The following is a 22,973-nucleotide window of genomic DNA, read 5'->3' as shown; positions in this document are numbered from 1 at the left end:
GGTGTTTTTAGCGCCTCAATTATTTTGTTTATCCTGACGTTTTTAATAAATTCGGGACGGCTTACTTTTGAATACCTACCAGCCACCACAGGTAGGTATTGAAAGCTATCATATTCCTATTTAGTTGATCATCTAAAAAACCAAAAGAAATGAAACATTTCGTTGCCATCATTTGGCTTGTACTCTTATGCCAAAGCTCATTTAGTCAGAACGATTGGGAAAACCCACATGTATTTCAGAAAAACAGAGAAAAGGCTCATTCTACATTTTTATCATACTCTTCCCAAGAGAAAGCTTTAGCCGCCGATCCTTCAAAAGAGGAAACTATTCAGTGCTTAAATGGAAAATGGAAATTTCAATACAGCAAAAGTGCAGGCAAAAGAAATTTAGAATTTTATCGGGAAGATTTTAATGACAACGATTGGGATGAGATTTCGGTTCCGGGAAACTGGGAAATGTACAATTATGGATTTGCCAACTATACCAATGCCGATTATCCATTTGAAAAGAATCCACCATTTATTACAGATTCAATCAACGCAACGGGTTCATACATATGTTATTTTACGCCTTCAGTAAATTGGAAAAACAAAGAGACTTATATTCAGTTCGGCTCTGTAAAATCAGGCTTTTATATTTGGATAAATGGTAAAAAGGTTGGTTACAGCCAAGGCTCTAAACTACCTGCCGAATTCAACATCACACCTTATTTAAAGGATGGCAGAAACAAATTGGCTGTTCAGGTGTTTAAATTTACCGACGGCAGTTACCTGGAAGATCAGGATTTTTGGAGATTAACCGGCATTCAACGGGATGTAAATTTATATTATCGCCCCAAAACGCACATTACTGATTTTTATGCCAAGGCATTACTTGATGAAAATTACAAAAATGGGGTATTTAACTTAGATACCGAAATAGGAAGCTATTCAAGAAAAAATACTGGTGTATATCATTTTAAATATACAATTCTGGATCGTGAAGGAAATGAAATTCTGACTGATCAATCTGAATTCAGCATGAAAAATCAGACTAAGAAGATTTCATTTACAGGTGAAATTCCCAATGTGAAAAAATGGTCGGCCGAAGAACCAAATTTATATACCTTGCTGCTAACTTTAAGGAATAAAGAAAATGCAATAGTAGAAGCCACTTCGATTAAAATTGGTTTTAGAACCAGCGAAATTAAAGACGGACAATTATTGGTAAATGGAACTCCAATCCTGTTAAAAGGTGTTAACAGACACGAACACAATCCTTATTTTGGACATGTTGTTAACAGAAAAAATATGCTGGACGATATCCGAACCATGAAAAAATTTAATATCAATGCGGTTCGTACCTGCCATTATCCGAATGATCCGCTTTGGTATGAACTGTGCGATGAATATGGAATTTATTTGTATGATGAAGCCAATATTGAATCGCACGGAATGGGTTACGAGCCAAAGAATACTTTAGCAAATAATCCGGAATGGGAATCGGCTCATGTAGAACGAACTTCAAATATGGTGGAAAGAGATAAAAACCATCCTTCGGTAATTGTTTGGAGCATGGGAAACGAAGCCGGAACAGGGCCTAATTTTCTGGCTTGTTATAAAAAGATTAATGAAATTGATGGTAACCGACCAGTACATTACGAACGTGCTGAAAAAATGACCGACGTAAAAGAAAGACATACCGATATTATTGGTGACATGTACCGTTCAATTGAAAGTGTAGAGAAAAGATGGATTGGTACAGATTCGGAACGTCCTTTTATTTGGTGTGAATATTCTCATGCCATGGGAAACAGCAACGGCAACTTTAAGGAGTATTGGGATTTGGTTCGTAAAAACCGACAAATGCAAGGTGGTTTTATTTGGGATTGGATGGATCAGGGAATTGCAAAGTACACTGAAAACGGAGAGCGGTTTTGGGCATATGGCGGTCATTTTGAGCCAAAATGGATGTATAATGACGGTAATTTTTGTTTAAATGGTGTGGTGGATCCTGATTTAACCCCGCATCCCGCTTTGTACGAAGTAAAGAAAGTATATCAAAACATTAATTTTAAAGCCGTTAATCTTTCTGAAGGACTTATTAAAGTTTCAAACGATCAATTCTTCAAAAATTTGAATGACTACCAAATTCACTGGGAATTGCTGGCTAATGGTATTGTTCAAAAGTCTGGAGAATTTACCCCTGCAGGAGTTGCGCCTCAATCTGAAAAAGAATTTAAACTCGATTTGGGTGATTTTAATCAAAGCGAAGGAACAGAATATTTCATCAACCTGTTTGCTTTGCAGGTAAAGGAAACCGAACTAATACCATTCGGTCATGTTGTTGCTTCTGAACAATTTGCTATCAGTGAATTTAAAGCCCCGGAAGATCATTTGGTTTCTGCTGATCTGATTTCAATTCAAGAGAATGCAGATCAGTTAAGCCTTTCCGGCAAGGACTTTACAGCTTCTTTCTCAAAAAAATCGGGCGCTGTTACTTCCTACAAATTAAATGGTTACCAATTAATAGAAGACCGGTTAGCACCGGACTTTTGGCGTGCTCCTACCGATAATGATTTCGGAAACAAAATGCCGGAGCGATGTGAAATTTGGAAACAGGCTATGAATGATGCAAGTCTTCAGGAATTTACATCGAAACAAATCTCTGAATCGGAAGTTTCTGTTCATGCAAAATTACAACTGCCAAGTATTAAAGGTTCAATAGAACTTACTTATACAATTTACGGAGATGGTAAAATTGATGTAAACTATAGCCTTGAAGCTAAACGGGAAAAGTTACCGGAAATTCCTCGTATTGGTTTACAGTTTAAACTGCCAAAGGAATTTAATAATCTTACCTATTATGGCCGCGGACCTCAGGAAAATTATATCGACAGAAATACCGCATCGTTTATTGGATTGTATCAATCGAATGCAGCTGATCAATATTTTCCATACAACCGACCACAGGAAAACGGACATAAAACAGACGTTCGCTGGTTAAGCCTAACCAATCAATCAGGCTTGGGAGTAAAAATAATTGCCGACAGTGAACCTATTGAATTCAATGCACTGCACTACACTACGTCTGATTTTGATCCGGGAACGGAGAAACTTGGACGCACGACTGCTGACGTAAAAGAGCACGAATTTGTAGAAGTTCACATCGACCACAAAATGATGGGACTTGGCGGTGATAACAGCTGGGGTGCAAAACCTCACAATCCATATCTATATTATGCAGATAAAGTATATCATTACAGCTTTACCATTGTACCGGTAATAAAATAATCAACACCGGATCACCAATAACACACAATGCTTAAACTGATTTTAATCGGTTTAAGCATTTGTTGTTTAAAGGAATAAACAATTACCAAACCGGTAATAAAGCAAATCCTAATGTCACATTAAAAAAAAATCTTCTTTTGGGTGTAATAATCTTATATTTCTACCACTAATTAAGAAAAAACAATAGTGAGTAACGATTTTTACACATCATCGATTCTTCCATATGCTGCCATTATCATTAAGATATGCCGGGCATATACGAATACACAGGAAGATTTCGAAGATTACTACCAAGAGGTTTGTTTACAGATATGGAGAAGTAATGAAAATTTTAGAGGACAATCGGAATGGTCAACATGGATCTATCGATTGACCTTGAATGTTTGCCTGACCTTACTGAAGAAAAACAGCAAGCATCATGTTACTTCAGATCAATTACCAGACGTGGCAGCTGAAGACAACCGGACCTTTGACGATGAGTCCCTTAATCATCTCTATACTGCGATCAAGCAATTATCAGAGGTAGACAGGGCGGTCATTTTACTTTATCTGGAGGAAAAATCCTATCAGGAAATAGCAGAAATTATTGGTACAAATCCGAACAATATTGGTGTGCGGGTTAAAAGAATTAAAGAACGGCTAAAAAAAATATTAGATGGAAAAGTCAATTGAAACAATTTGGAAAGAAGGTTTTTTAGAAAGCGATGCATTGGTAGCCCCAAAACTAAATGACTTGTACAATCAAAAATCCAAACACATTATCGATAAATTCAAAAGAATGTTCAGAATAAACCTGAATGCATTATTTATAGGTTCATTCGTAATTTTGATTGCTTCCGGTGTTGTCGGAATCCCTGTTATGGGTATAGGATATTTTTTCATTTTAAATGCTATTTTACTGGTCAACAGAAAATTAATGAAAGGCCTGTTTAAAATTGATAAAAATGTAAACAGCTACCAATATTTGAAATCATTCGATGACTGGATGAAAGAACAACTTGCAGTTAACAGAAAACTAGCCAGATATTATTACCCTTTATTTTTCCTTTTTATGGTATTGGGTTTTTGGTTTTCGCAGGATATTCAGGAAACATTTAAAGGGATATTAGAAAGACCCAATCAAATTTATCTCATAAATAACATACCGGTACTATGGACAATTCCAGTTGTAATTATTACAGGTTTACTAGCCTACTTTGGCGATCGAATTTACAATTTTGATGTGAGCCTGATTTATGGCCAGGTATTTAGAAAGCTGGATGAACTAATTGCAGATATTGAAGAATTGAGAGCCTGATTCTCATTCAAAATCATAATTTTAATTTTACGGGCATGACAATACAAAAAATAGAAGAAAGAGCTAATAATGAGCAAAATATAAAGCTTACAAAAGCATATCATAAGTTACAGGTTTTGATTGATGAGTTGAATAAAAGAGAAATACCGGAAAATATCCAAAACGCTGTTAATACTGATATTGCCGCGATTAATTCATTTTCAGAAACAGATCAAAAACTGGTCAGACTTCTGAGAAAAGTACATTATAAAACTCTGAGACTAATTGAAAAAGAACTTAATCTGGTAACAAAAAACCATTACAAAAGCCTTTACATGGCTATTGGTGTGGCTCTGGGAGTGGCGTTTTCTGCCTCATTTGATAATAATGGTATGGGCATGATACTTGGTTTGGCAATAGGAATATTAGTAGGAATATATTTTGATAAAAAAGCAGAACAAAATGGAAATCAACTAAATTTAGAATGCTAAGTTGACTGTTGAAATTTCAGTATTAGTCAAATTCACATTTATACTCGCTTTTACATAAACAGAATATAAGAAAAAAAGCAAATCCCGCTATAGTGCCAATACTATTAACGGGATTTCTTTCTAACTAAAATACAATAATGTTATACTAAATCTCAACTCCTTTTAAGGTGATACCTATTGATTGAAAATAATCATATATCTGATTATTAGATTTCATTCTCGTTTTAATATGAAAATCTATTTTGTGTTTAAACTCTGCTTCTGCCTTTTTGATATCTCCTGCCAATTCATAACAAATACCCAAGCATAAATGGGCTTCTGGTGAAGGTTCTTTATCAATAATTTTTCGGTAGATATTGGCCACATCGCTTAACCTGGCCTCATTCAACAAAGTTTGAATGGTTTTTATATCATTCTTTAGTTCTTTATCTTTTATCTTAAGTTTAGGAAAACGGTAGCAAATCATATCACATTCGGCAAAGTGCTGTAAGTAGTACAATTTTGAGCCAATTTGTTTCACTAATTTCTCATTCATCTCTTCAATGGATATCAGTTTTTTCCCTTTCTTCAATACCGATTTCGTTTCGTATGAAATTGTATCAGAAGAAGTAGACTTATCTTTATACTTCAAATCAAGAACTATATTAACATCAAGCGAATTTGTTGCACGAACCTCTTTAAATGGAATTTTCACTCCACCTCTTCCTTTAAATTCATGCAGCCAGGTGTCAATTTTTTCTGATTTAGCTGTGTAATTCAATCGTGGTTGTAGAATTACATCCGCCTCTTCTTTACTTGTTGCCAACGAATAGATTTTCATATCTCTCCAGTGCTTTTCTATGCGCAAACCTTTACCTCTTGGAGAATTAATCCAATTACCTGATTCGAATTTACTTTTCAGTAAAGTATCAATATCGAAAGGGATATCATCCCCGCTTACTGCAGCAGGTTCAATGTAAATCTTAGGCCGCAAAAGAGGTTCTTTAGTCATCTTAAAAGCCGGAGCAAATATCTCCTGAGCGATTGACACACCACAAAACAGGATCAGACTCAAAAATAGTAATGTCTTTTTCATATTTTACAAATTAAAAGTGATGTATTAATTCGAAACGTGAGGCATCCCTCACCTCATTTACAGGATAAAAATCTCCTTTTTCAGTAAGTCCTAAATATTTATGAGTTGCACAATTTTCCAACACAACAGCATGATCATCAAGAAGCACAAACCATGATTTTGAATACTCTCCTACCACAAATCTGCATTTCACGAAAAAGATATCATCTTCACTTTTGTTGTGCTCCAATACCATATTCTCACTATTTGCATCCATAAAATGAACTTCGATTGCACGATTGGGAGTAAACATTGCCTCTTTAAAAAACAAAAGAGGCAAATCTGATATATTTTTTACCTTAACACATTCTTGTCCAACTGCTATGTCTGATTCAACTTCAACCATTGAAAAGAAATTATACTTTTTAATTAACTCGTCTTCTGCCGAGGTTGAAATTACATTTACCAATTGTGCCGAAACCTGCGTAGAGAACAGTAAAAAAAAGGCAAAAAGAAATCCGGTAAACTGTTTAAATAAGTCTCTTACCATTAGAATTCTATTTTAGAATAAAATAATTGGACAGACCTTTACGATCTGCCCAACACTTGAATTGTATTAATATTTAAAAGTTCTGGTTGCTTTATAAGGACCAACTTTCATCTCTGTCCAGTTGCCTTGGGCATCATAAACAAACTCACAATCCCAATCCATACCGGTATCAATAGTAAAATTATCAGAACTAACCTGAGGACCGGCTCCAGCAAGGAATGCATAATTCATAAAACCTTTGAAACTCATTCTCTCGTTCATCGATAACTTACCTGCTAAATCTAAATCGTAATGAATTTTCACAGGATTGCCATGATCATCAACTGAAGAAAATTTCATGTCTCTAATCATTTTATCTGCATTGATATTTTGTTGTCCAACCCCTTTCGAACCAGCTAAATGAGTATGGGTTGTACCATTCCAGTTCCATTCAGTAAAGACACCATCTTCGTTAATTGAAGCAATCGTTTCGAATTCTGTTGTGGTTTTTGGTCTTTTAGGAACAAATCCATTCGCATTTAAAAGATCCTTGAAAATGGCATTTACCCGTGGTAAAGCCGACTTTCCTGTAAAGTAAACTTTCCCCTCAAGATCAACCATCAATTGCACATCTTCCTCGCTTACTTTGCCTCCCATAAAGCCGATATTTTTGGTGATATTATTGGCTGCACCATGAGTAGCTCCAACCAAAGGATCGCTGATTTCATCAATCTTTGTATAGGAAGTAGTCTTGCCATAATATTCTGCAAACATTCCTGCGTTTACTTCCATATAGGCATATTTTCCCGCTTCGTTATAAACAGGCTTGATATCACGGGTAATAATTTTGTCTTTTGATCCATCCTCTGCAATACCAATTTGGCTGGCTTCCAATTTTTTCACTCTGCGTTTGCTATCAAACTTCACGGTAAAATCAACTGGTTCATCACCTTCTTTAGTTATTTGTCCAGTCATGGTTTTTGGCAATCCGGTAAAGTCCTGTAAAGGAAGGAATTGAAATGGGTAATCAAGCTCGAACAACTGACACAGCAAATCGTTGTGTGCATAAAAATCTACAAACTGCGACAAGTTTCTGTTGATAGTAGTCAATAAAGCCGGATATGCATTTGCCCCTTTTGGATAAAAATTTACAAAACTCTCAATGTCTTTGTAGTTCGAATATTTCTTCATATCCTTGGTACCGATAGCTATAGATCCATATTCCGCTTTGGCAGCAACACGTTGCTCTTTAGATAGCTCCCCTTTAACCAATTGATTGAAAACTTTAATTTTCCCGAAGGTATCCTCTATTTCGCCGGCATACTTCTTCAGGTACTCCTGAGATTTTTCAACATTTTCCATCCATGCGTAACACAAAGATAAATTGTGGTATGCAACCCATCTTGTCTTATCAGAGCATTTGCTGATATTTGGCTCTAAAACCTTAATATAGTCCGCTAATGTTGCTTTCTCATCTTTATTAAGCAATAAACCCTTCTTATTTTCGAATAAAGCAACAGTTGGCTTGGTAAGTTTATTCAATTCTTTAATTTCCTTAATACTTCCCAGTTTTGCAGCCACAGTAAACTGACCAAATCCAAAATGTGAGAATACTTCTTTATGAACTCTTTTGTAAGCTTCGTTCACACCAATCTCATCTGAAACTGAAAGAGCATCATTAGCAGGTGCCTGGGAAATACTTCCCAGTTTTGCCGGTGCCGCGGGTGTGTATTTTTTAGTTTTGGTTTTACCGGAAACCAAACCTAAATTATCCTCATAAATTACCTCTCCCCGGGCTGATGTCACCTGATATCTGCAGTTTACACTCCAAGGAACAAGATAATACCCTTCTTTGTCTGGTGAAGTTGGCATTCTTTCCTCTGTTCCCATCTCAGTTTTAGGTGTCTCTGAAAGAACAAAAATTTCAACATTTACTTTCTCTTTTACACTGTTCATGTCATACTTAATGTATGCAGGAACAAAATTCCATACTGCAAATCTGCCTTCTTCATCTTTAATTGCATCTATCATTTTGTTGATTTCAGCAGCTTTATCGATGGTTTTATTAACTGCACCAGCCATTGCCGCACCAAAACCACCTAATTTTGAACCAAACTTAGATACTTTTGCTTTTGATGTTTCTCTTTTAGCTTCCTGTAAAGCTTTATCTGTTGATAAAAATACATTTGCAGATGAAAATTTCACCTTTTCTGCAGGAGCTTGAAAGAAACTCACTTTATCTTTCCCTTTAAACGATTGAGAATTTCCCAATACAGGAATCAAAATCAAGCTAAGTAAAACGAGTAGATTTTTCTTCATTACATTAAAAATTTAATAATTATTATAAATTGATTTTAAGTATCTTTTTCAAAAAAAATAAGCTGCAGGCAACATTAAAATCATTCAAGCTTAATCACATTGCTTTTACAATAATGTGCCTATATTATTCCGATTCCTGTTTACTGAAACAAAGCCTTCATCATAATCTCAAAGTATCTGCTGCAAGCATCGCAAATATGAACAATCCCCCTATAAGTGAGAAACAACACCAATAGACATTACAATAGACATTTACATCCTTTTTGATTTACTATCTTAATTACAGCCTGTTATGAAACACTCCATTAACACATATTCAACATTGCCAGATTTCATCTTATTTTTTACATTTGACTACCCTTTACATTATTTTTATTTATGACAGCAAAAAAAATCCTCTCACTCCTCCTGTTTCTCATTTCTATTTCGGGATATACACAGCCAAAAATCGATTCACTGATCCTTATTTCTAAAACACAATACGGAACAGAACAACTTCGAACAAATTTGAAAATAGCTGAGACATTTGGCTATGGTGAAAATGGAGATACGATTATTTATTATGCCTCTCGATGCCACGAGCAGGCCATTGCATTAAACGACTCTATTGCCCTTCTTAAATCAACTCTTTACTGGGGCTCTGGTCTGTTTTCGAAGCAAATGTATTTAGAGGCTGTAAAAAAGACAGATACTATTTTTGAATTGGCTGAAAAACTGAAGAAAAAAGATGAAATTGTACAGGGTCTATATCTACAAGCTAAGTGTTACCAACGCCTTCATGAATATCCAAAAGCCATAGACCTTTATCAGAAAGCATACGATCATTCAATGAAAATACTTGCTGAAGAGGAAAACAAACACATTGGAGAATATTGCAAAGGCGTTTTGAAACAAATGACTTACTGTTATTGGTATGCCTCCAAAATGTCGGAAGGAATTGAACTTTTCAATTCACTCATTGAAAAAAACCAGAACGTATCGGATAACATCAAACGAGCCTATTACTCCAATATCGCTTTTCTTTACAATCAAAATTCTGATTTAATAAAGGCGGAAAACTATTTATTAAAAGCCGTAGAAATTAGTCAAAACAGTACGAATTGGAAAGACAACTTTCAGGACTTAGCCTACTTAGGTGTTTTGTACACATCAAAAGGCAGGTATGACAAAGCAATTATCAATTATAAAAAGGCCCTGACTCTTGCACAAGAACAGGACGACACCAATATGATTTCCTATATAAATACCAATTTAGGTAAATGCTACGAGCACATTGGTGATTTACGAGCCGGGGTATCTTTACTTTATGATGGAATTGAAATATTTCACAACAGAAAAGACAGCATAGGAATTGCAATAGGTTATCTGCAGCTGGGAAATCTCATGGCAAAATGGAATAACTATAAGGATGCCAAAAAGTATTACAAAAAATCATTGAATTGCAATCAAAGTTTAGGACTAAAAGCCAAAGTTGCTGAAGTAAATCTTGATCTCGCCATTAATTTCATGTTAAACAACGAAAAGGATTCAAGTTTGTATTATTTGGCCGCTACAGAAAATTTACTTGCCAATTGCCAAGACCAAAAGTTTATAGCCACTTATCTCATTTACAAAGCAGAAAATATTTTAAAATTTGATTCGGAACCAGACAAAGCATTAAAACATGCCATAAAAGCTCAATGTTTAGCAAACAAATTCAATATAATTCCGACGGCCAATTTAAGTAAACTCACCATAGGTAAGTGCTACATGGCAATGGATAGTCTTTTGCCGGCAAAAAAATATATTCTTAGCAGTTGGAGAAACTATAAATCGATGAAACGGCTTTACGAACGCGCCAGTGCAGCAAAAAGTCTTTCAATAATTTATAAAAAATTGCAGCAGCCTGACAGTGCCTATTTTTATCTTGCCGAGACAGATAAAATTAATTCAAAAATTCGTGAACGGGATCAAACCCTGGCTTTGTATAAGAAAGATAGTGATTTTGCTATGCTGCTGGCAAAAAAGGAAAAAGAGCTGCTTACAAAAGAAAACAAGCGTCTGTTTAATCGAATTTTTTCACTTCGACTCTTCTACATTTCATTATGTCTCCTCCTTACAGGATTCCTTTTTCTGTATCTGAAACGAAAAACGAAACGATTTCATAAGGAAATCAATAAAAATGAATTGGCAAAAAAAGAATTGGAGAAGGAAACAAAGAAACACAAATCAGCAATATCGAATTCAAAAGACTTAATTCAAGCCAAGGAGATTATTATTGAAGAGCTAAATGCAAAACTAAAACAGAATCAACTCATCGCCCCAAACAATTCTGAATTTAACGAAATAGAATGTCTGCTCAGCTCTAAACTAAGTACTGAAGAAGATTGGGACGACTACCTATTCTTGTTCACCCGAAAAAACCCTCACTTCATTAGTAATCTTAAAAGCAAATATCCTTTTCTATCACGAAATGAGATCATGATATTTATTCTTATCAAGCTTGGCTTAACAACCCGCGAAATGGCAGGAATCCTCATGATTTCACCCTCAAGTGTAAATACAGCCCGCTATCGCCTAAGAAAAAAGCTGGATCTGAAACCAACTGAAAAACTGGAAAATATAGTAGAAGGTATGCAAAAACACTCAAAAACGGAATCCATTGGCGAATGCTAAGAAAACAAACTGAGAAACCAGACAATATTGTATAGGCTAATTATATCAACAATAAAAGAGCATTTCCAAACAGAAATACTCTTTTATTGTCAGCATAACATTGTCTATTTCACAGTTTTCTTCAAGGTTCCCAAATAAGTCCGATTCAGATCTCTTGTTTTTACTGCTTCATCTATTTTCATTTGTGTTTCGGCATCAACATTAAATACTTCATTGCGGCCATAGGCATCAAAATAATGAAGATAATCTTTAAACATATCAAAAGTCATGTGAGTGGTCGGAACTTTACTGCCCGAAGGCATCAGAACTCTTGCCAAAGCCCAATGACTCATGGGTTCCTATATCCATCTTAAAATTATCGTCGGTGGTCTTAATTACTTTTAAAAACATTCTTTTACTAAGTTCCCCCAATTTCGCACCATCATGTAATGCTTTACCCACTTCTTGGTTCGATAAGGCATTATTTTTGTGGTGATTAAACTGGTAATTTTAAAATTTGTAATGATGAAGAGATGGATATTTTTTGTATTACTAGGATTAATGACGAGTTGTTTAGACGATTCGGATGATGTTTATTTTCACGAGCACAAGCAGAGTATTTTATTGCTGCAGGTTGACTACACAAATTACGAATTTGAGCAAGGCACGGAGCTCTTTCTGCATGCCGAATATTCAGATGCTGATACAATTCCAATTGGTGCAGATTACGACTCTCCTGGAGATTTTGGGAATATTAGTTTGTTTTATGAACCAGGTAATGAGTTAATTTTTGATGGATCGATAGTTTGGAATGGAACCGGACATTTAAAATTCCAAGATGGTTCTATTATCCCTCACAGTTTGCCACCTTGGATATTCCGGTTGAAAAACCTGCCGATGATGAATTTCAAATCATTTTCCCGGAAGAAGGAGTTGAATATCCACTTGATTCCATTTGGAATGCAGTTAATCATTTATCAATTGTATCCAGATATCTTAAGAGTGGTAAAAAGATTGGTATTTTCCGATACACACCCAGTGTTGGTGTTGGAGATCCAAACGAATGGGACTGGTATGTAATAATGAATACAAATTAAAGATGAAAACCAATTTTCGCTCCTGAGCTATTTTTTTGAAAAAATAAGAAGCTGTCCAAAAAGAAAGAACATCTGTCATTCTGATCCCGATGAATCGGGACGAAGAATCTACTCATTTAAAATGAGATGTTTCGACAAGTTCAACATGACACCCAATTATTGAAATCCTACTTTTTGGACAGCCTCCTATGATTAATTCTATATCATCTATTTCACAGTTTTCTTCAAGGTTCCCAAATAAGTCCAATTCAGATCTCTTGTTTTTACTGCTTCATCTATTTTCATTTGTGTTTCGGCATCAACATTAAATACTTCATTGCGGCCATAGGCATCAAAATAATGAAGATAATCTTTAAACATATCAAAAGTCATGTGAGTGGTCGGAACTTTACTGCCCGAAGGCATCAGAACTCTTGCCAAAGCCCAATGACTCATGGTTCCGGCTTCTACTCTTTCCTGATGCATTGGAAGAAAAAGATTTATCTCAGCCTTCTCATACTCATTTGTTTTACCATTAGTTGCCTCCATAAAGTTCATTCTCATTACAGTTCCTATATCCATCTTAAAATTATCGTCGGTGGTCTTAATTACTTTTAAAAACATTCTTTTACTAAGTTCCCTCGATTTCTCACCATCCTGTAATGCTTTCCTTAACTCTTCATCCGACATATCAGGATAAGCCTTTTTAGCTGCACCCCACACATCCCCATCCGATAAAGCTTTTACCGGATCGTCGTAGATAGTCACTGTTACATACTGATAACCCTGTTCTGTTCCACCAGGTTTTAATGACCATAAATCCCAGCCTTTAATTTCTCCGCTTTTAACCCGTTCAGCATGTATTTTTTCCCAAAAAGTTTCTGTCTCCCAATAATTTGTTTCCTTATCGTTGGAAACTTTCATAAATTCAAAAACCAGAAACCGTTCCTGCTGTGCCATGCCTATTCCACAAAACAGTACCATAGCAACAAATAGTAATATTTTTTTCATAACAACCAGTTTTAGGTGAATAAGACTTAAGTTACAGCTTTTTATCTCTTTGTACAATATAAAAACTGCAGATAATAACAACCAATCTATCAAATGGCTATTCATAACAAATCAAAATTAGAAACAGCAAAGAATATTCCGCCAATTAATTATACTGCATGTTTTGTTAATCATTGAGCTTTTGATAAATTCGGATTTAAACTTCATTCAAAACAAGTAAGCTGATCATGATTACAATAAAATCTTTAGCAGGAGTTCCTTTTCCTGAGCTTTTCGGAGCTTTTAGCCTGGCATTTAACGATTATGAAATACAATTGGACAGTGGTGAATTAGAAACCATGCTGCACCGCAGAGGATTCGTTCCTGAACTATCCTTTGGTGCATTTGATGAAAATAAGTTAGTCGCTTTTACCTGCAATGGAATCGGTTCCTTTAACGGAACTAAAATGGCCTACGATACGGGAACCGGAACAATCAAAGAATATCGGGGACAAGGATTGGCAGGCAAAATATTCAATTACTCAATTCCATTTTTAAAAGAGGCCGGTATTTCGAAATACTTGCTGGAGGTATTGCAGCACAATACAAAAGCAATATCAGTATATAAAAAGCTAGGCTTTTGTGTGAGCCGTGAGTTCAACTATTTCGTTCAGAAAAATGAAGAACTAAAATTAAACTCTAAAAGCGCACCTGCAAATTTTAAGATTGAAACCATCGATTTATCACAAGCAGAAACATTGAGCTCTTTTTGCGACTTTACGCCATCCTGGCAAAATAGCTTCGAAGCGATATCAAGAAAGCCGGATAATTTTAAATTACTGGGAGTTTTTAAAGAAGAGCAACTATTGGCTTATGGTATTTTCGAAGCAAAATCGGGCGACATTACCCAAATAGCAGTTGAGCCAAAAAACAGACGAAAAGGCATTGGCAGTCTGCTTCTTAAAGAAATGGTGAAATTGAATCAGCACGACTCTATAAAATGCCTAAATACAGAAACAGCGTGCGGATCGATTACGGAATTCCTGAAATCAAACTCAATTTTAGCTAGTGGCAAACAGTTTGAGATGGTAATGGAATTGTAAGATTGCTAATTCTTAAATACGGCAAACAAAACACACCCCTCTGTTCTTCGGACATCTCCACTTAAAATGAGAGAATCGTTCACAAACAAAGTCTTCCCTTTTTGAGGGTACCGTAACGCAGTGAAGATTGTGAACGCAATTTGAAATAATATTGTGAACAAAGTGCCGATGAAAAGGTACCAATCCCAATAATTCCAAACGAAATGCGGACGCAATACAAAGAACCTCACCCTATCCCTCTCCTTCTGGAGAGGAGAACACAGCTTCCCAATGCAGGAAATTTGAATGTGGAACACTCCCTTCTCCTTAAGAAAAGTACCGGGGTTGAGGTGATTAAAAACAAGAAACCCATACAAACAAAATCTTCCCTTTTTGAGGGGAAGTGCCGACAGGCGATGGGGTGATTAAGAAGCAAATCAAAATCGGAAAACAAAACACACCCCTCTGTCTTTCGGACAGAAGAAACCCATACAAACAAAGTCTTCCCTTTTTGAGGGAAGTGCCGACAGGCGATGGGGTGATTAAGAAGTAAATCAATCGGCAAACAAAACACACCCCTCTGTCCTTCGGACATCTCCCCTTAAAATGGGAGAATCGTTCACAAACAAAGTCTTCCCTTTTTGAGGGGAAGTGCCGACAGGCTATGGGTGATTAAGAAGTAAATCAAAATCGACATGAAGCTTCTCCTCAAGGAGAAGTACCTGGGTTAAAGTGTCTCAAAAAAAATCCCCCAAACAGCTAACCATCTGTAAGGGGGACATTGCAATTAATCAAACCATATTGCAATATTAAAAACCAAAAAATCTATTCTGTTTCGGCAAGTTCTTCCGATTTGCGGCGGCCTCTCATATTTTGCGACATTTCCAATTTCAGAATGCTCTCATTAATTTTTTTAATCATAGTATCCAGTTCGCCACCCGAAACCAAACCCGACATAGATTCCATATATTTAAACATTCCATCTAAACTTTCAGTAAGTTCCTTACGAAATAATTTGGTGTCGTTCTCACGTTTCTGATCCGCATTTTTACTGTTTCGTTCATCAAGAATCAAAACAAGCGCATCCAAGGCTATTTGCACATTATCAACAATATCTTTAATTCCCAATTGCTGTATTGCCAATTTTGCTTCCTCTACATTTTCGCAATCGGCTAAAAACATTTTTGCTTTTGCATTTTGTTCCTGCAAACTCTCCTGATGCAAATTGTAGCCATGCGTTTTACTCAAATTGATTAAAACAGCAGCAGCCTTGCGCTTATCCTCATTCGGATGCAGCTCGTAACACAAACAAATGTACTTTAAAGCCCTCCATGCATTGTTAAACTGCTTGTCGGCAAGACCCGCTCCGGCAGTTTCTGTTGTCGTATTCAGTTTATTCAACTGAACCACCAAATTATTCAAACTGGTTTCAACCCGAGTATAAAAACCAGGAATACCAAGCCCTACCCAATCGTACGATTTGGTAATTGCAACTACATCACTTCCCAACGATACAAATTCAGCATTTCTGAATCTACTTATACTAAAACCCTCAATTTTCATTTTCTTATACTTTAAAATTCGATAAAAACCTTCAATTTAATTGGCGAAGACAGTAAATCAATACACAATACTCACTTCGCATTTGTTCCATTGCCCCATTTTTAGGACGATAATGCTCTCGCTCCAAAGCGAAGCAGGTATCAGTATGTCGAAAGTATCTTCGCACCAAGCAGATGACTCCATTTTCATTTCGAAACCCCCTTCGCATTGCTGCGAAACAGCTTTTGGATTGGAAAAAAGGCATTCGCACCAGTAAAAACCACCTTTTTTATGCCAATAATACCTCCGCTCCAAAGCGATAATACTTTTACAATAAAAAAAACGCCTTCGCAGTCTGCAAATGACACTATTATTATGCTCAAAACACCTCCGCTCCAAAGCGAGGACAATATTGCCATTACGAAAACCCTTTAAACATGGGCATTCCTCAATTTAAGCACAAAAATATACCCTTCGCTGACGATGCTTGCTGGCTCCATCCTCCCCCAACTTCTTCTACACTTCCTTTTTATGAAACTAAATGCCTCGGCCGAGTCATTCTCCTTAACAAAACGGTTTCTAAGTTAGAAAATAATAATTGAACAATATTAATTTTAATACAAGTTTTTTCAAATCCACACCAACTATTATGTCGTATTTTTGCAAAAAATCAAGTAAACATGCACCTTTGGGAAGGATGAAAAAAATTGCATTTATTTTGTTTTTACGGTTAAACGGATACCGAACCAACAAATAAGAGGGGAAATCAAAAAAAATATAACAAACAGCACGAAAATAATGACTAACAAGCCTATTCTTCCGGATAAAACAATTGCGCCTTTTCTTAGGAATAGTGGCAAACACTTACCACAAGCGAAACCCACCATTTAACCGGCAAACAATTATCAGGACTGATTCTAATAAACAAAACCACTTGTGCTTTTATTTTTATGCTTACCTTGGGGATCGCATAAAATAAACACTAATGGCTTTTTACATATTTAGGGAGGTTGGTGTTTTGTTTCTTAACTAGGTAAAATGAATAATCTGATTTTAAAACTTAAACATTATAATAAATAATTCTAAACCTCACATGCAATGGAACTAGGAACTGTTACTCAGATTCGAACATTAAGAGACAATATTAGAGAAAAAATAAAAACGATTAGTAAATCCCAATATGCCACAACAACATACGGAGGCGAAAATGAATACACATTTAAGGGAGTTCTTGGAGGAGTGGATGCTTTACTGACAGATATTTCATGTTTAACCAAATGGCCTAATAAATTTGTTAAATTTTCTACCCATGCTGAACGCAACACTATTATTCAATATTTAACAAGAATAGATACCCATTTTAATAATCCTGCAAATTACATCGCTCAATTCGAAGCTTTAAAAGTATTATTAAGAAATTATAATGTTAGAAGTTTTTCCGAACGTCAAATCGAATTTGAACAAGAAATTGAAGAAGTATTAAAGTTAAAATTACAAGTTCAAGAGGAGCTTTTTGGAATTAAAGAAATTCAAGAAGAGATTAAGGTAAATAAAACAGCAATTGAAGAAAAATTTGAAGCAAGTAGTGAAAACTTAGAGAAAATCGAAATAGGATTATCTGAGATTGAACAACAAAGAGATGCTCTAATTGAAAATGTCGCAATACTTGGTGAAACAAACCAAGATATTTTAAGCCTTAAAGAGGCTTCTGAAGAAAATTTCAGAAAATCTACGGATTCTTTATCTGAATGTAAATCAAATGAAAAACTAATTACCTCTTTTGCCAACAGAGTACAAGAAAGAGACAAAAGACTTAACGAATTAGAACAAAATACAGCTGAAAATAACCAAAAGCTTCAAGACTATGAAAAAGAAAGAGTCTCAATTCTAAATGAGGCTACTTCCTTAATAAACTCAGCAAAAAAAGCTTTAAACTACAAAACAGCAGAAGGTATAAGCGCTGCCTTTCAAGAACATTACGGAAAAGCGAACAACTATTGGATATTTGGAGGTTGGATAGCTGGCTCAATGATTTGTCTTATAATGACAATTCTTCTAGGTCTTTGGGTTTTAGAAAATTCCTCAAATGAAATAGGGATTATCATTGGCCGAATTTCATTATTACCACTTCCAATTATTGGAGCTGTATTTTGTGCCAACCAATATACAAAACAGAAAAATATTATTGAAGATTATGCATATAAAATGGTTCTATCTAAAGCAATCGTGGGATTCTCTGAGCAACTAAAGAAAAACGGTTCAGAAGACAATCAAGAGTACGTGCATTACATTAAAACTGCACTTGAAGAAATTCATAAAGATCCATTAAGAAAAAGAGAAAAAGGAAAAGAAGAAAAGGTAGTAACTCCCGGTCTTAAAGATCTTGTTGAGGTAGCAGAAAAAATTGTTAAAATGTCTAAACTAGAATAATATTATTCGTTGAACACATTAAAATATAATTGCTATAAATATACATTCAAGGAATATTAAATTTAACCCCTTAACTATGACACAAAAAGAGTTAATTGATAATTTAATCTTAAATGAAAATGCATATTTCTACAAAAAGATTAATCCTAATCTACTTTCTATAAAATTAATTAAAGATACTTTCAGAGATGCATCATCAGATAAAATCGGAAAATATTTATTAAAACAAATAAAGATTAGTTACTCCATTGGGAAAAAAAATGTGGAATATTCAATATGTGTCTTTAAATATCCAAAGAAACCTACATTCATTGAAGAAGAGACTGCCGATTGGGAAGAAATAAAATTAGCCTATATAGTGATTGTTGATTTTGGTAAATATTTAGCAATATCTAAAAGAAATATTTCTGGGATAAAAGAATTAAATCAAAAAATATTCCCATTAGATTATAAGATAATATCATCCTTATTCATTGAAAACACAACTGCCTTTGAGAAAATATCCATGAACAATATGAATATCTCAGACAATGCAATTAGGCATAAAAGTATCGAAGCTGTTGATTTAAAAGAAAATGTTTCTTCATTTGGATTACATAGCTATATCCCTAGTAATATTAGACTAAGTAACGACGATGACAAAATATCGGTTTCCTTAAATTCTTCCAGAATTAATAAATTTGGAAAGAAAAACAATCTAGATTATTTCATAAAGTGGTCCGATATTATTATTAATAAAATTGAAAAATTTAAAGCCTCGGAAAATTTCTTATCCTCTTTTGCAACTCCATTGGATTTTGAAAAAGAGAAATCAACACTAAAACCAATTGCAATTCTATTACTTCTCACAAAATTGAATAATGATTTTGAAGCAAGTAGGATTGATTCTATCAAATTGGTCAAAGATAACAGAGAGAAAGAAATTAATATAATTAGAGTATTAAACAATCTCAAACGACTTATGGAAGTTAAAGAGATTAACAATAATGGCAATCCATATTTTAAAGTTGAATCTCCCATTACAAATGACTTATCACTAGCAATAAATTCAAAATCAATTTCATTACGTTCTAAAAAACTTAATGATCTTAGAATTAAACTAACTGATGAAACAGAACTTTCAGTTTTAGATTACTTTAATCGTTCTAGTAGTTTTATTATCAATTTTGATCGAGTTGATTTAATCTATAGCCATAGAAAATTATTTAGAGACAGTCGTCTACTTGGTAACACAGAGTCCTTCTTAAGAGTATTTAAACCAAATATTACACTTTCAAATGTGAAAAGTGAAAAAGGTCAAGTAACCAAAACATCAACCAATTTTTCTATAGGTTCAATTTTTGAGTTTGTTGAAAGTGAATTTCTTCCTGCTTACACCTTTTTTCTATGTGATGATTTAGGTAATGAATGGGCAGATCATATTGGATTATCTGATGATAATATTTCCTTTTTTCATTCGAAATATAAAGAGTCGAATTTTTCAGCATCTGCTTTCCAAGATATTGTAGGGCAAGCTCAAAAAAACCTAGGTAACCTTATGCCATCGGACAATCAGTGGGCAATGAAAAAAAAATCTTGGAATAAAAAGTATGCTTTAAATAAAACCATTACAAATATAAATCGACTTAGAAAAGGTACTTCTGTAAATGATTCAATACAATATTTCCAAGACTTAAAATCTTATCCAAATTTAACAAAATGTGTTTACCTAGTTATTAATTTCATTTCTAAAAAAGAATTAACCGATAGACTAGAAAAGCTTAAAAAAAATGAATCCTTTAAGGAAAAGAACGAGGTAATTCAAATACTTTGGTTTGTTTCTTCCTTAATTTCTAGTTGTAATGAGGTCAGTGCTGAAACACATATTATTTGCAAACCATAAATGTCCCTATGTGTAAATTTGGAAAATAAATACAATAATATGAAAAGAACCTTTAGACTCTATAGCTCAATTAAATCAAGCTATTTTGATTTGATATCTGGAGACAAAGAAACACAGCAAACAAAAGGTCTAGGCCTTTTATTATCGAAATCTGAAACAGCTCTAAAAGCATTTCTAGAAATTAAATATATTAAATCAAAAATAGGTGAAATTGATCTGAATCAAATCGATCGTTTACTTGTTAATTGTGAATTAATATCAAGTACTGAAAATAAATACCGCGCAGACATTGTATTAAGATTTTACATAGATGGTAAGCCTTTTAAAGTGTTACTAATAGAAGCAAAGAGTATCAACAAGGGGACATCTGTTCATCAGACAAACCAGCAAATTGAAAATTACATATCTACCAAAGCATTTGTAGAACTTGAAGAGTTCAAAAAAGAATGTTATGGTATTACACTTACCAAGCTTCCTAGTTTCACTAATCATGAAAACCTAATTTCAATTACGTGGAGCGATATAATACAAGCATTATATCAAGTTAAACCTAACAAAGAAACCTTGCTTGATGACTATTTTAATTTCCTAACAAATATTAATGGAACCATGAAATTCTACGAAAAAGAAGTTTTTTCAATACCTACCAAAGACTGGTCGCGTCAAGCCATTGACAATTTAAAAATATATGAATGTCCAAACCGTGACAGATACATTATAAAACACAAACCTCTTTATATGACTTTCAGAAAAAATGGTGGAGGTGTCATGGAAAAACTATACAAAGTGGAAGATATAATTATTTTAAATTTCAATACTGATTTTGACACCTTTTTAAAAGATGAAAACTACGATATAAGCTACCGAAATAGAGTTCAAGGATATGCAAACCACTTACTTGAAAATAATATTTGGTCAGAACTTCCCAATGACGAAAAACAGGTCTTCATTCTATCAGAAAACACAATTGAATTAAGAAACAGACCAAGACCTATGAATGGCAATAACTCTTTTCGTGCATATTATGAATTAGCGGATATTCTAAATAATGAATTGGTATAATGACTACCTCTTTAAAGTTCATGATTATTCCCATCAATAAAAGCAACACCAGGCAATTGACAAAACCTTATTAACCCAAAACTACTTCACAAAATAGTATACACCAATCCCCCACTCTTTATGGAAAAATTTAAAAATGCCCTTACTCTTGTGCTCACTATTTTAGTGGTAGTGGTGCTCTACTTTGTAGTATCGGGCAACAGCAAACTAAAAGAAACCCAAAATACCATCAATCAGGTAAACAAAGAACTGTCTGTTTTAAAAGACAGCATCAGCAAAGCACAGCAATCCCTAAGTTTCGTACTTAACAAACTGGAGTTTACCGAAAATGAGCTGAAAATTCTGAAAAACGAACGCGATATTCTCGAGTTGGAAGAACAGCAACGAGGTACAAGAAATAAGGAAGAACTGAAAGTTTTAAAAGAGCAGATTCTGAAAAAAGAAGAAATGAAAAAAGAACTGCAAAAATATGCCAACACATTCGAATTATGAAGAACACTCTACTATTGCTGATTACTTTAGCATTTAGCTGTACTGCCGGCGCTCAGGAGCACGTGGGCCTAAAAAAGTCTCCACTTCAGTATTGCACCTCGAACCAATCGCCTTTGCAGCTTGTGGTTGGCGATACATTGGTTGTAGTTTGCGATACCATGTATCTGATTAATAAAACGAGATACCAGTTTTACAAGAGCATCCACAAAGCCACTTTGGAAGATGATAATATAGAATGCAAAAATCTGCTTAAGGCTTACGAAACCCGTTTGGAGGAGCACGAATTATCGTACAGCAAACTATTGGCCAACTGCAGGCAAGGCGAAAAAACCACTCTCGATTTTATCGAATACACTCAAAAATCGTTGGAAAGCACGCAAAAAACATTGCAGTACTCACAACAATCTCTCGATACTTCGATGCAAAACCTCGATCGTGCCAATGAGCTGATCCGCAAAGAAAAATGGAATGCCACCGGACAGAAGGTATTGACCGGAATAGCTGGTGTTGGCGTGGGAATATTGGTTGGTGTGTTGGTTTCGCACTAGAGTGTTTTGCAATAGAATGCAAGCCCTCTGTGCTTCATCCCGAACGAAGCAACGCAATGCAAAGAACCTCACCCTATCCCTCTCCTTCAGCTACTCTTTATACACAAATATTTGCTTTCCCAGGCAATAGTTTGATTATAAACCTAAGCACCCCTCTGTCCTTCGGACATCTCCCCTTAAAAAAGGGAGAATCGTTCACAAACTGAATCTTCCCTTCCTGAGGGGAAGTGCCGACAGGCGAAGGGGTGATTAAGAAGTAAATCAAAGATTGTGAACAAAGTGCCAATGAAAAGG

At 34.9% G+C, this 22,973-nt stretch carries 19 protein-coding genes; 12 read left to right on the top strand and 7 right to left on the bottom strand.

Translation table 11 applies throughout. From position 1 onward, the window contains the following. Positions 1-149 precede the first annotated feature (149 nt). From lacZ to ACHZAX_RS07810, 4 genes are all read left to right on the top strand, one after another. On the top strand, positions 150-3,272 hold the full coding sequence (gene lacZ / locus ACHZAX_RS07825) for a beta-galactosidase, LacZ type (RefSeq protein WP_320018679.1): 3,123 nt from the start codon (positions 150-152) through the stop codon (positions 3,270-3,272). Positions 3,273-3,458: 186 nt separating this feature from the next. Then, positions 3,459-3,944, top strand: a complete 486-nt coding sequence (locus tag ACHZAX_RS07820) for an RNA polymerase sigma factor (RefSeq protein WP_320018678.1) — start codon at positions 3,459-3,461, stop codon at positions 3,942-3,944. Continuing rightward, the gene (locus ACHZAX_RS07815) at positions 3,928-4,569 is read left to right on the top strand and encodes a hypothetical protein (protein ID WP_320018677.1); all 642 of its coding nucleotides are present in this window, start codon (positions 3,928-3,930) and stop codon (positions 4,567-4,569) included. Before ACHZAX_RS07820 ends, ACHZAX_RS07815 begins: the two co-directional genes overlap by 17 nt. Before the next feature lie 35 nt (positions 4,570-4,604). Next, complete coding sequence (locus ACHZAX_RS07810) at positions 4,605-5,039, top strand: hypothetical protein (protein ID WP_320018676.1); 435 nt, start codon at positions 4,605-4,607, stop codon at positions 5,037-5,039. 145 nt (positions 5,040-5,184) lie between these two features. On the opposite strand, the gene ACHZAX_RS07805 is transcribed toward ACHZAX_RS07810, so the two are convergent. The 3 genes from ACHZAX_RS07805 to ACHZAX_RS07795 all read right to left on the bottom strand — a co-directional run bounded on the left by ACHZAX_RS07805 (position 5,185) and on the right by ACHZAX_RS07795 (position 8,941). Further along, positions 5,185-6,114: a tetratricopeptide repeat protein gene (locus ACHZAX_RS07805; protein WP_320018675.1), complete on the bottom strand. Its 930-nt coding sequence runs from the start codon at positions 6,112-6,114 to the stop codon at positions 5,185-5,187. 10 nt (positions 6,115-6,124) lie between these two features. Further along, positions 6,125-6,643 carry a hypothetical protein gene (locus tag ACHZAX_RS07800; protein ID WP_320018674.1) on the bottom strand — a complete coding sequence of 173 codons (519 nt, stop codon included), beginning with the start codon at positions 6,641-6,643 and terminating at the stop codon, positions 6,125-6,127. A 66-nt stretch (positions 6,644-6,709) separates the two neighbouring features. Beyond that, positions 6,710-8,941 carry a hypothetical protein gene (locus tag ACHZAX_RS07795; RefSeq protein ID WP_320018673.1) on the bottom strand — a complete coding sequence of 744 codons (2,232 nt, stop codon included), beginning with the start codon at positions 8,939-8,941 and terminating at the stop codon, positions 6,710-6,712. Between the two features lie 378 nt (positions 8,942-9,319). Here ACHZAX_RS07795 and ACHZAX_RS07790 point away from each other — a divergent pair, with 378 nt between their 5' ends. Then, positions 9,320-11,596, top strand: a complete 2,277-nt coding sequence (locus ACHZAX_RS07790) for a tetratricopeptide repeat protein (protein WP_320018672.1) — start codon at positions 9,320-9,322, stop codon at positions 11,594-11,596. A gap of 104 nt (positions 11,597-11,700) precedes the next feature. Here ACHZAX_RS07790 and ACHZAX_RS07785 read toward each other — a convergent pair whose 3' ends face one another. Further along, the gene (locus ACHZAX_RS07785) at positions 11,701-11,928 is read right to left on the bottom strand and encodes a hypothetical protein (RefSeq protein ID WP_101309157.1); all 228 of its coding nucleotides are present in this window, start codon (positions 11,926-11,928) and stop codon (positions 11,701-11,703) included. 172 nt (positions 11,929-12,100) lie between these two features. On the opposite strand from ACHZAX_RS07785, the gene ACHZAX_RS07780 reads away from it, so the two are divergent. Beyond that, a complete protein-coding gene (locus ACHZAX_RS07780) occupies positions 12,101-12,655 on the top strand; it encodes a hypothetical protein (protein ID WP_320018671.1) in 555 nt (184 codons plus the stop codon). Between the two features lie 224 nt (positions 12,656-12,879). Here ACHZAX_RS07780 and ACHZAX_RS07775 read toward each other — a convergent pair whose 3' ends face one another. Then, positions 12,880-13,662 carry a hypothetical protein gene (locus tag ACHZAX_RS07775; protein WP_101309238.1) on the bottom strand — a complete coding sequence of 261 codons (783 nt, stop codon included), beginning with the start codon at positions 13,660-13,662 and terminating at the stop codon, positions 12,880-12,882. Between the two features lie 227 nt (positions 13,663-13,889). On the opposite strand from ACHZAX_RS07775, the gene ACHZAX_RS07770 reads away from it, so the two are divergent. Continuing rightward, positions 13,890-14,744, top strand: coding sequence for a GNAT family N-acetyltransferase (locus tag ACHZAX_RS07770; RefSeq protein WP_320018670.1), 855 nt, complete (start codon positions 13,890-13,892; stop codon positions 14,742-14,744). Between the two features lie 804 nt (positions 14,745-15,548). Here the strand turns inward: ACHZAX_RS07770 and ACHZAX_RS07765 are convergent. Together ACHZAX_RS07765 and ACHZAX_RS07760 are read right to left on the bottom strand one after the other, a co-directional pair. Then, the gene (locus ACHZAX_RS07765) at positions 15,549-16,286 is read right to left on the bottom strand and encodes a DUF6261 family protein (RefSeq protein ID WP_289528754.1); all 738 of its coding nucleotides are present in this window, start codon (positions 16,284-16,286) and stop codon (positions 15,549-15,551) included. A 185-nt stretch (positions 16,287-16,471) separates the two neighbouring features. Beyond that, the gene (locus ACHZAX_RS07760; RefSeq protein WP_101309161.1) at positions 16,472-16,684 is read right to left on the bottom strand and encodes a hypothetical protein; all 213 of its coding nucleotides are present in this window, start codon (positions 16,682-16,684) and stop codon (positions 16,472-16,474) included. A gap of 679 nt (positions 16,685-17,363) precedes the next feature. Here ACHZAX_RS07760 and ACHZAX_RS07755 point away from each other — a divergent pair. The 5 genes from ACHZAX_RS07755 to ACHZAX_RS07735 all read left to right on the top strand — a co-directional run bounded on the left by ACHZAX_RS07755 (position 17,364) and on the right by ACHZAX_RS07735 (position 22,679). Beyond that, positions 17,364-18,695 carry a hypothetical protein gene (locus ACHZAX_RS07755; RefSeq protein ID WP_320018669.1) on the top strand — a complete coding sequence of 444 codons (1,332 nt, stop codon included), beginning with the start codon at positions 17,364-17,366 and terminating at the stop codon, positions 18,693-18,695. A gap of 76 nt (positions 18,696-18,771) precedes the next feature. Further along, on the top strand, positions 18,772-20,577 hold the full coding sequence (locus ACHZAX_RS07750; protein WP_320018668.1) for a hypothetical protein: 1,806 nt from the start codon (positions 18,772-18,774) through the stop codon (positions 20,575-20,577). 39 nt (positions 20,578-20,616) lie between these two features. Then, positions 20,617-21,639: a hypothetical protein gene (locus ACHZAX_RS07745; protein WP_320018667.1), complete on the top strand. Its 1,023-nt coding sequence runs from the start codon at positions 20,617-20,619 to the stop codon at positions 21,637-21,639. A 120-nt stretch (positions 21,640-21,759) separates the two neighbouring features. Beyond that, positions 21,760-22,131, top strand: coding sequence for a hypothetical protein (locus tag ACHZAX_RS07740; RefSeq protein WP_320018666.1), 372 nt, complete (start codon positions 21,760-21,762; stop codon positions 22,129-22,131). Beyond that, a complete protein-coding gene (locus ACHZAX_RS07735) occupies positions 22,128-22,679 on the top strand; it encodes a hypothetical protein (protein WP_320018665.1) in 552 nt (183 codons plus the stop codon). Before ACHZAX_RS07740 ends, ACHZAX_RS07735 begins: the two co-directional genes overlap by 4 nt. Positions 22,680-22,973 lie beyond the last annotated feature (294 nt).

The organism is Labilibaculum manganireducens, from assembly GCF_963665805.2.
Taxonomy (GTDB): domain Bacteria; phylum Bacteroidota; class Bacteroidia; order Bacteroidales; family Marinifilaceae; genus Labilibaculum; species Labilibaculum manganireducens.
Note: the sequence above shows the minus strand (reverse complement) of the source record. Positions and strands in the feature narration are given on the sequence as shown.

What these genes read in the sequence shown, in the direction of transcription:
- lacZ (WP_320018679.1), top strand. Translation starts at nt 150, where the DNA reads ATGAAACATTTCGTTGCCATCATTTGGCTTGTACTCTTATGCCAAAGC.
- ACHZAX_RS07815 (WP_320018677.1), top strand. Translation starts at nt 3,928, where the DNA reads ATGGAAAAGTCAATTGAAACAATTTGGAAAGAAGGTTTTTTAGAAAGC.
- ACHZAX_RS07810 (WP_320018676.1), top strand. Translation starts at nt 4,605, where the DNA reads ATGACAATACAAAAAATAGAAGAAAGAGCTAATAATGAGCAAAATATA.
- ACHZAX_RS07805 (WP_320018675.1), bottom strand. Translation starts at nt 6,114, where the DNA reads ATGAAAAAGACATTACTATTTTTGAGTCTGATCCTGTTTTGTGGTGTG.
- ACHZAX_RS07800 (WP_320018674.1), bottom strand. Translation starts at nt 6,643, where the DNA reads ATGGTAAGAGACTTATTTAAACAGTTTACCGGATTTCTTTTTGCCTTT.
- ACHZAX_RS07795 (WP_320018673.1), bottom strand. Translation starts at nt 8,941, where the DNA reads ATGAAGAAAAATCTACTCGTTTTACTTAGCTTGATTTTGATTCCTGTA.
- ACHZAX_RS07790 (WP_320018672.1), top strand. Translation starts at nt 9,320, where the DNA reads ATGACAGCAAAAAAAATCCTCTCACTCCTCCTGTTTCTCATTTCTATT.
- ACHZAX_RS07785 (WP_101309157.1), bottom strand. Translation starts at nt 11,928, where the DNA reads ATGAGTCATTGGGCTTTGGCAAGAGTTCTGATGCCTTCGGGCAGTAAA.
- ACHZAX_RS07780 (WP_320018671.1), top strand. Translation starts at nt 12,101, where the DNA reads ATGAAGAGATGGATATTTTTTGTATTACTAGGATTAATGACGAGTTGT.
- ACHZAX_RS07775 (WP_101309238.1), bottom strand. Translation starts at nt 13,662, where the DNA reads ATGAAAAAAATATTACTATTTGTTGCTATGGTACTGTTTTGTGGAATA.
- ACHZAX_RS07770 (WP_320018670.1), top strand. Translation starts at nt 13,890, where the DNA reads ATGATTACAATAAAATCTTTAGCAGGAGTTCCTTTTCCTGAGCTTTTC.
- ACHZAX_RS07765 (WP_289528754.1), bottom strand. Translation starts at nt 16,286, where the DNA reads ATGAAAATTGAGGGTTTTAGTATAAGTAGATTCAGAAATGCTGAATTT.
- ACHZAX_RS07760 (WP_101309161.1), bottom strand. Translation starts at nt 16,684, where the DNA reads ATGGCAATATTGTCCTCGCTTTGGAGCGGAGGTGTTTTGAGCATAATA.
- ACHZAX_RS07755 (WP_320018669.1), top strand. Translation starts at nt 17,364, where the DNA reads ATGGAACTAGGAACTGTTACTCAGATTCGAACATTAAGAGACAATATT.
- ACHZAX_RS07750 (WP_320018668.1), top strand. Translation starts at nt 18,772, where the DNA reads ATGACACAAAAAGAGTTAATTGATAATTTAATCTTAAATGAAAATGCA.
- ACHZAX_RS07745 (WP_320018667.1), top strand. Translation starts at nt 20,617, where the DNA reads ATGAAAAGAACCTTTAGACTCTATAGCTCAATTAAATCAAGCTATTTT.
- ACHZAX_RS07740 (WP_320018666.1), top strand. Translation starts at nt 21,760, where the DNA reads ATGGAAAAATTTAAAAATGCCCTTACTCTTGTGCTCACTATTTTAGTG.
- ACHZAX_RS07735 (WP_320018665.1), top strand. Translation starts at nt 22,128, where the DNA reads ATGAAGAACACTCTACTATTGCTGATTACTTTAGCATTTAGCTGTACT.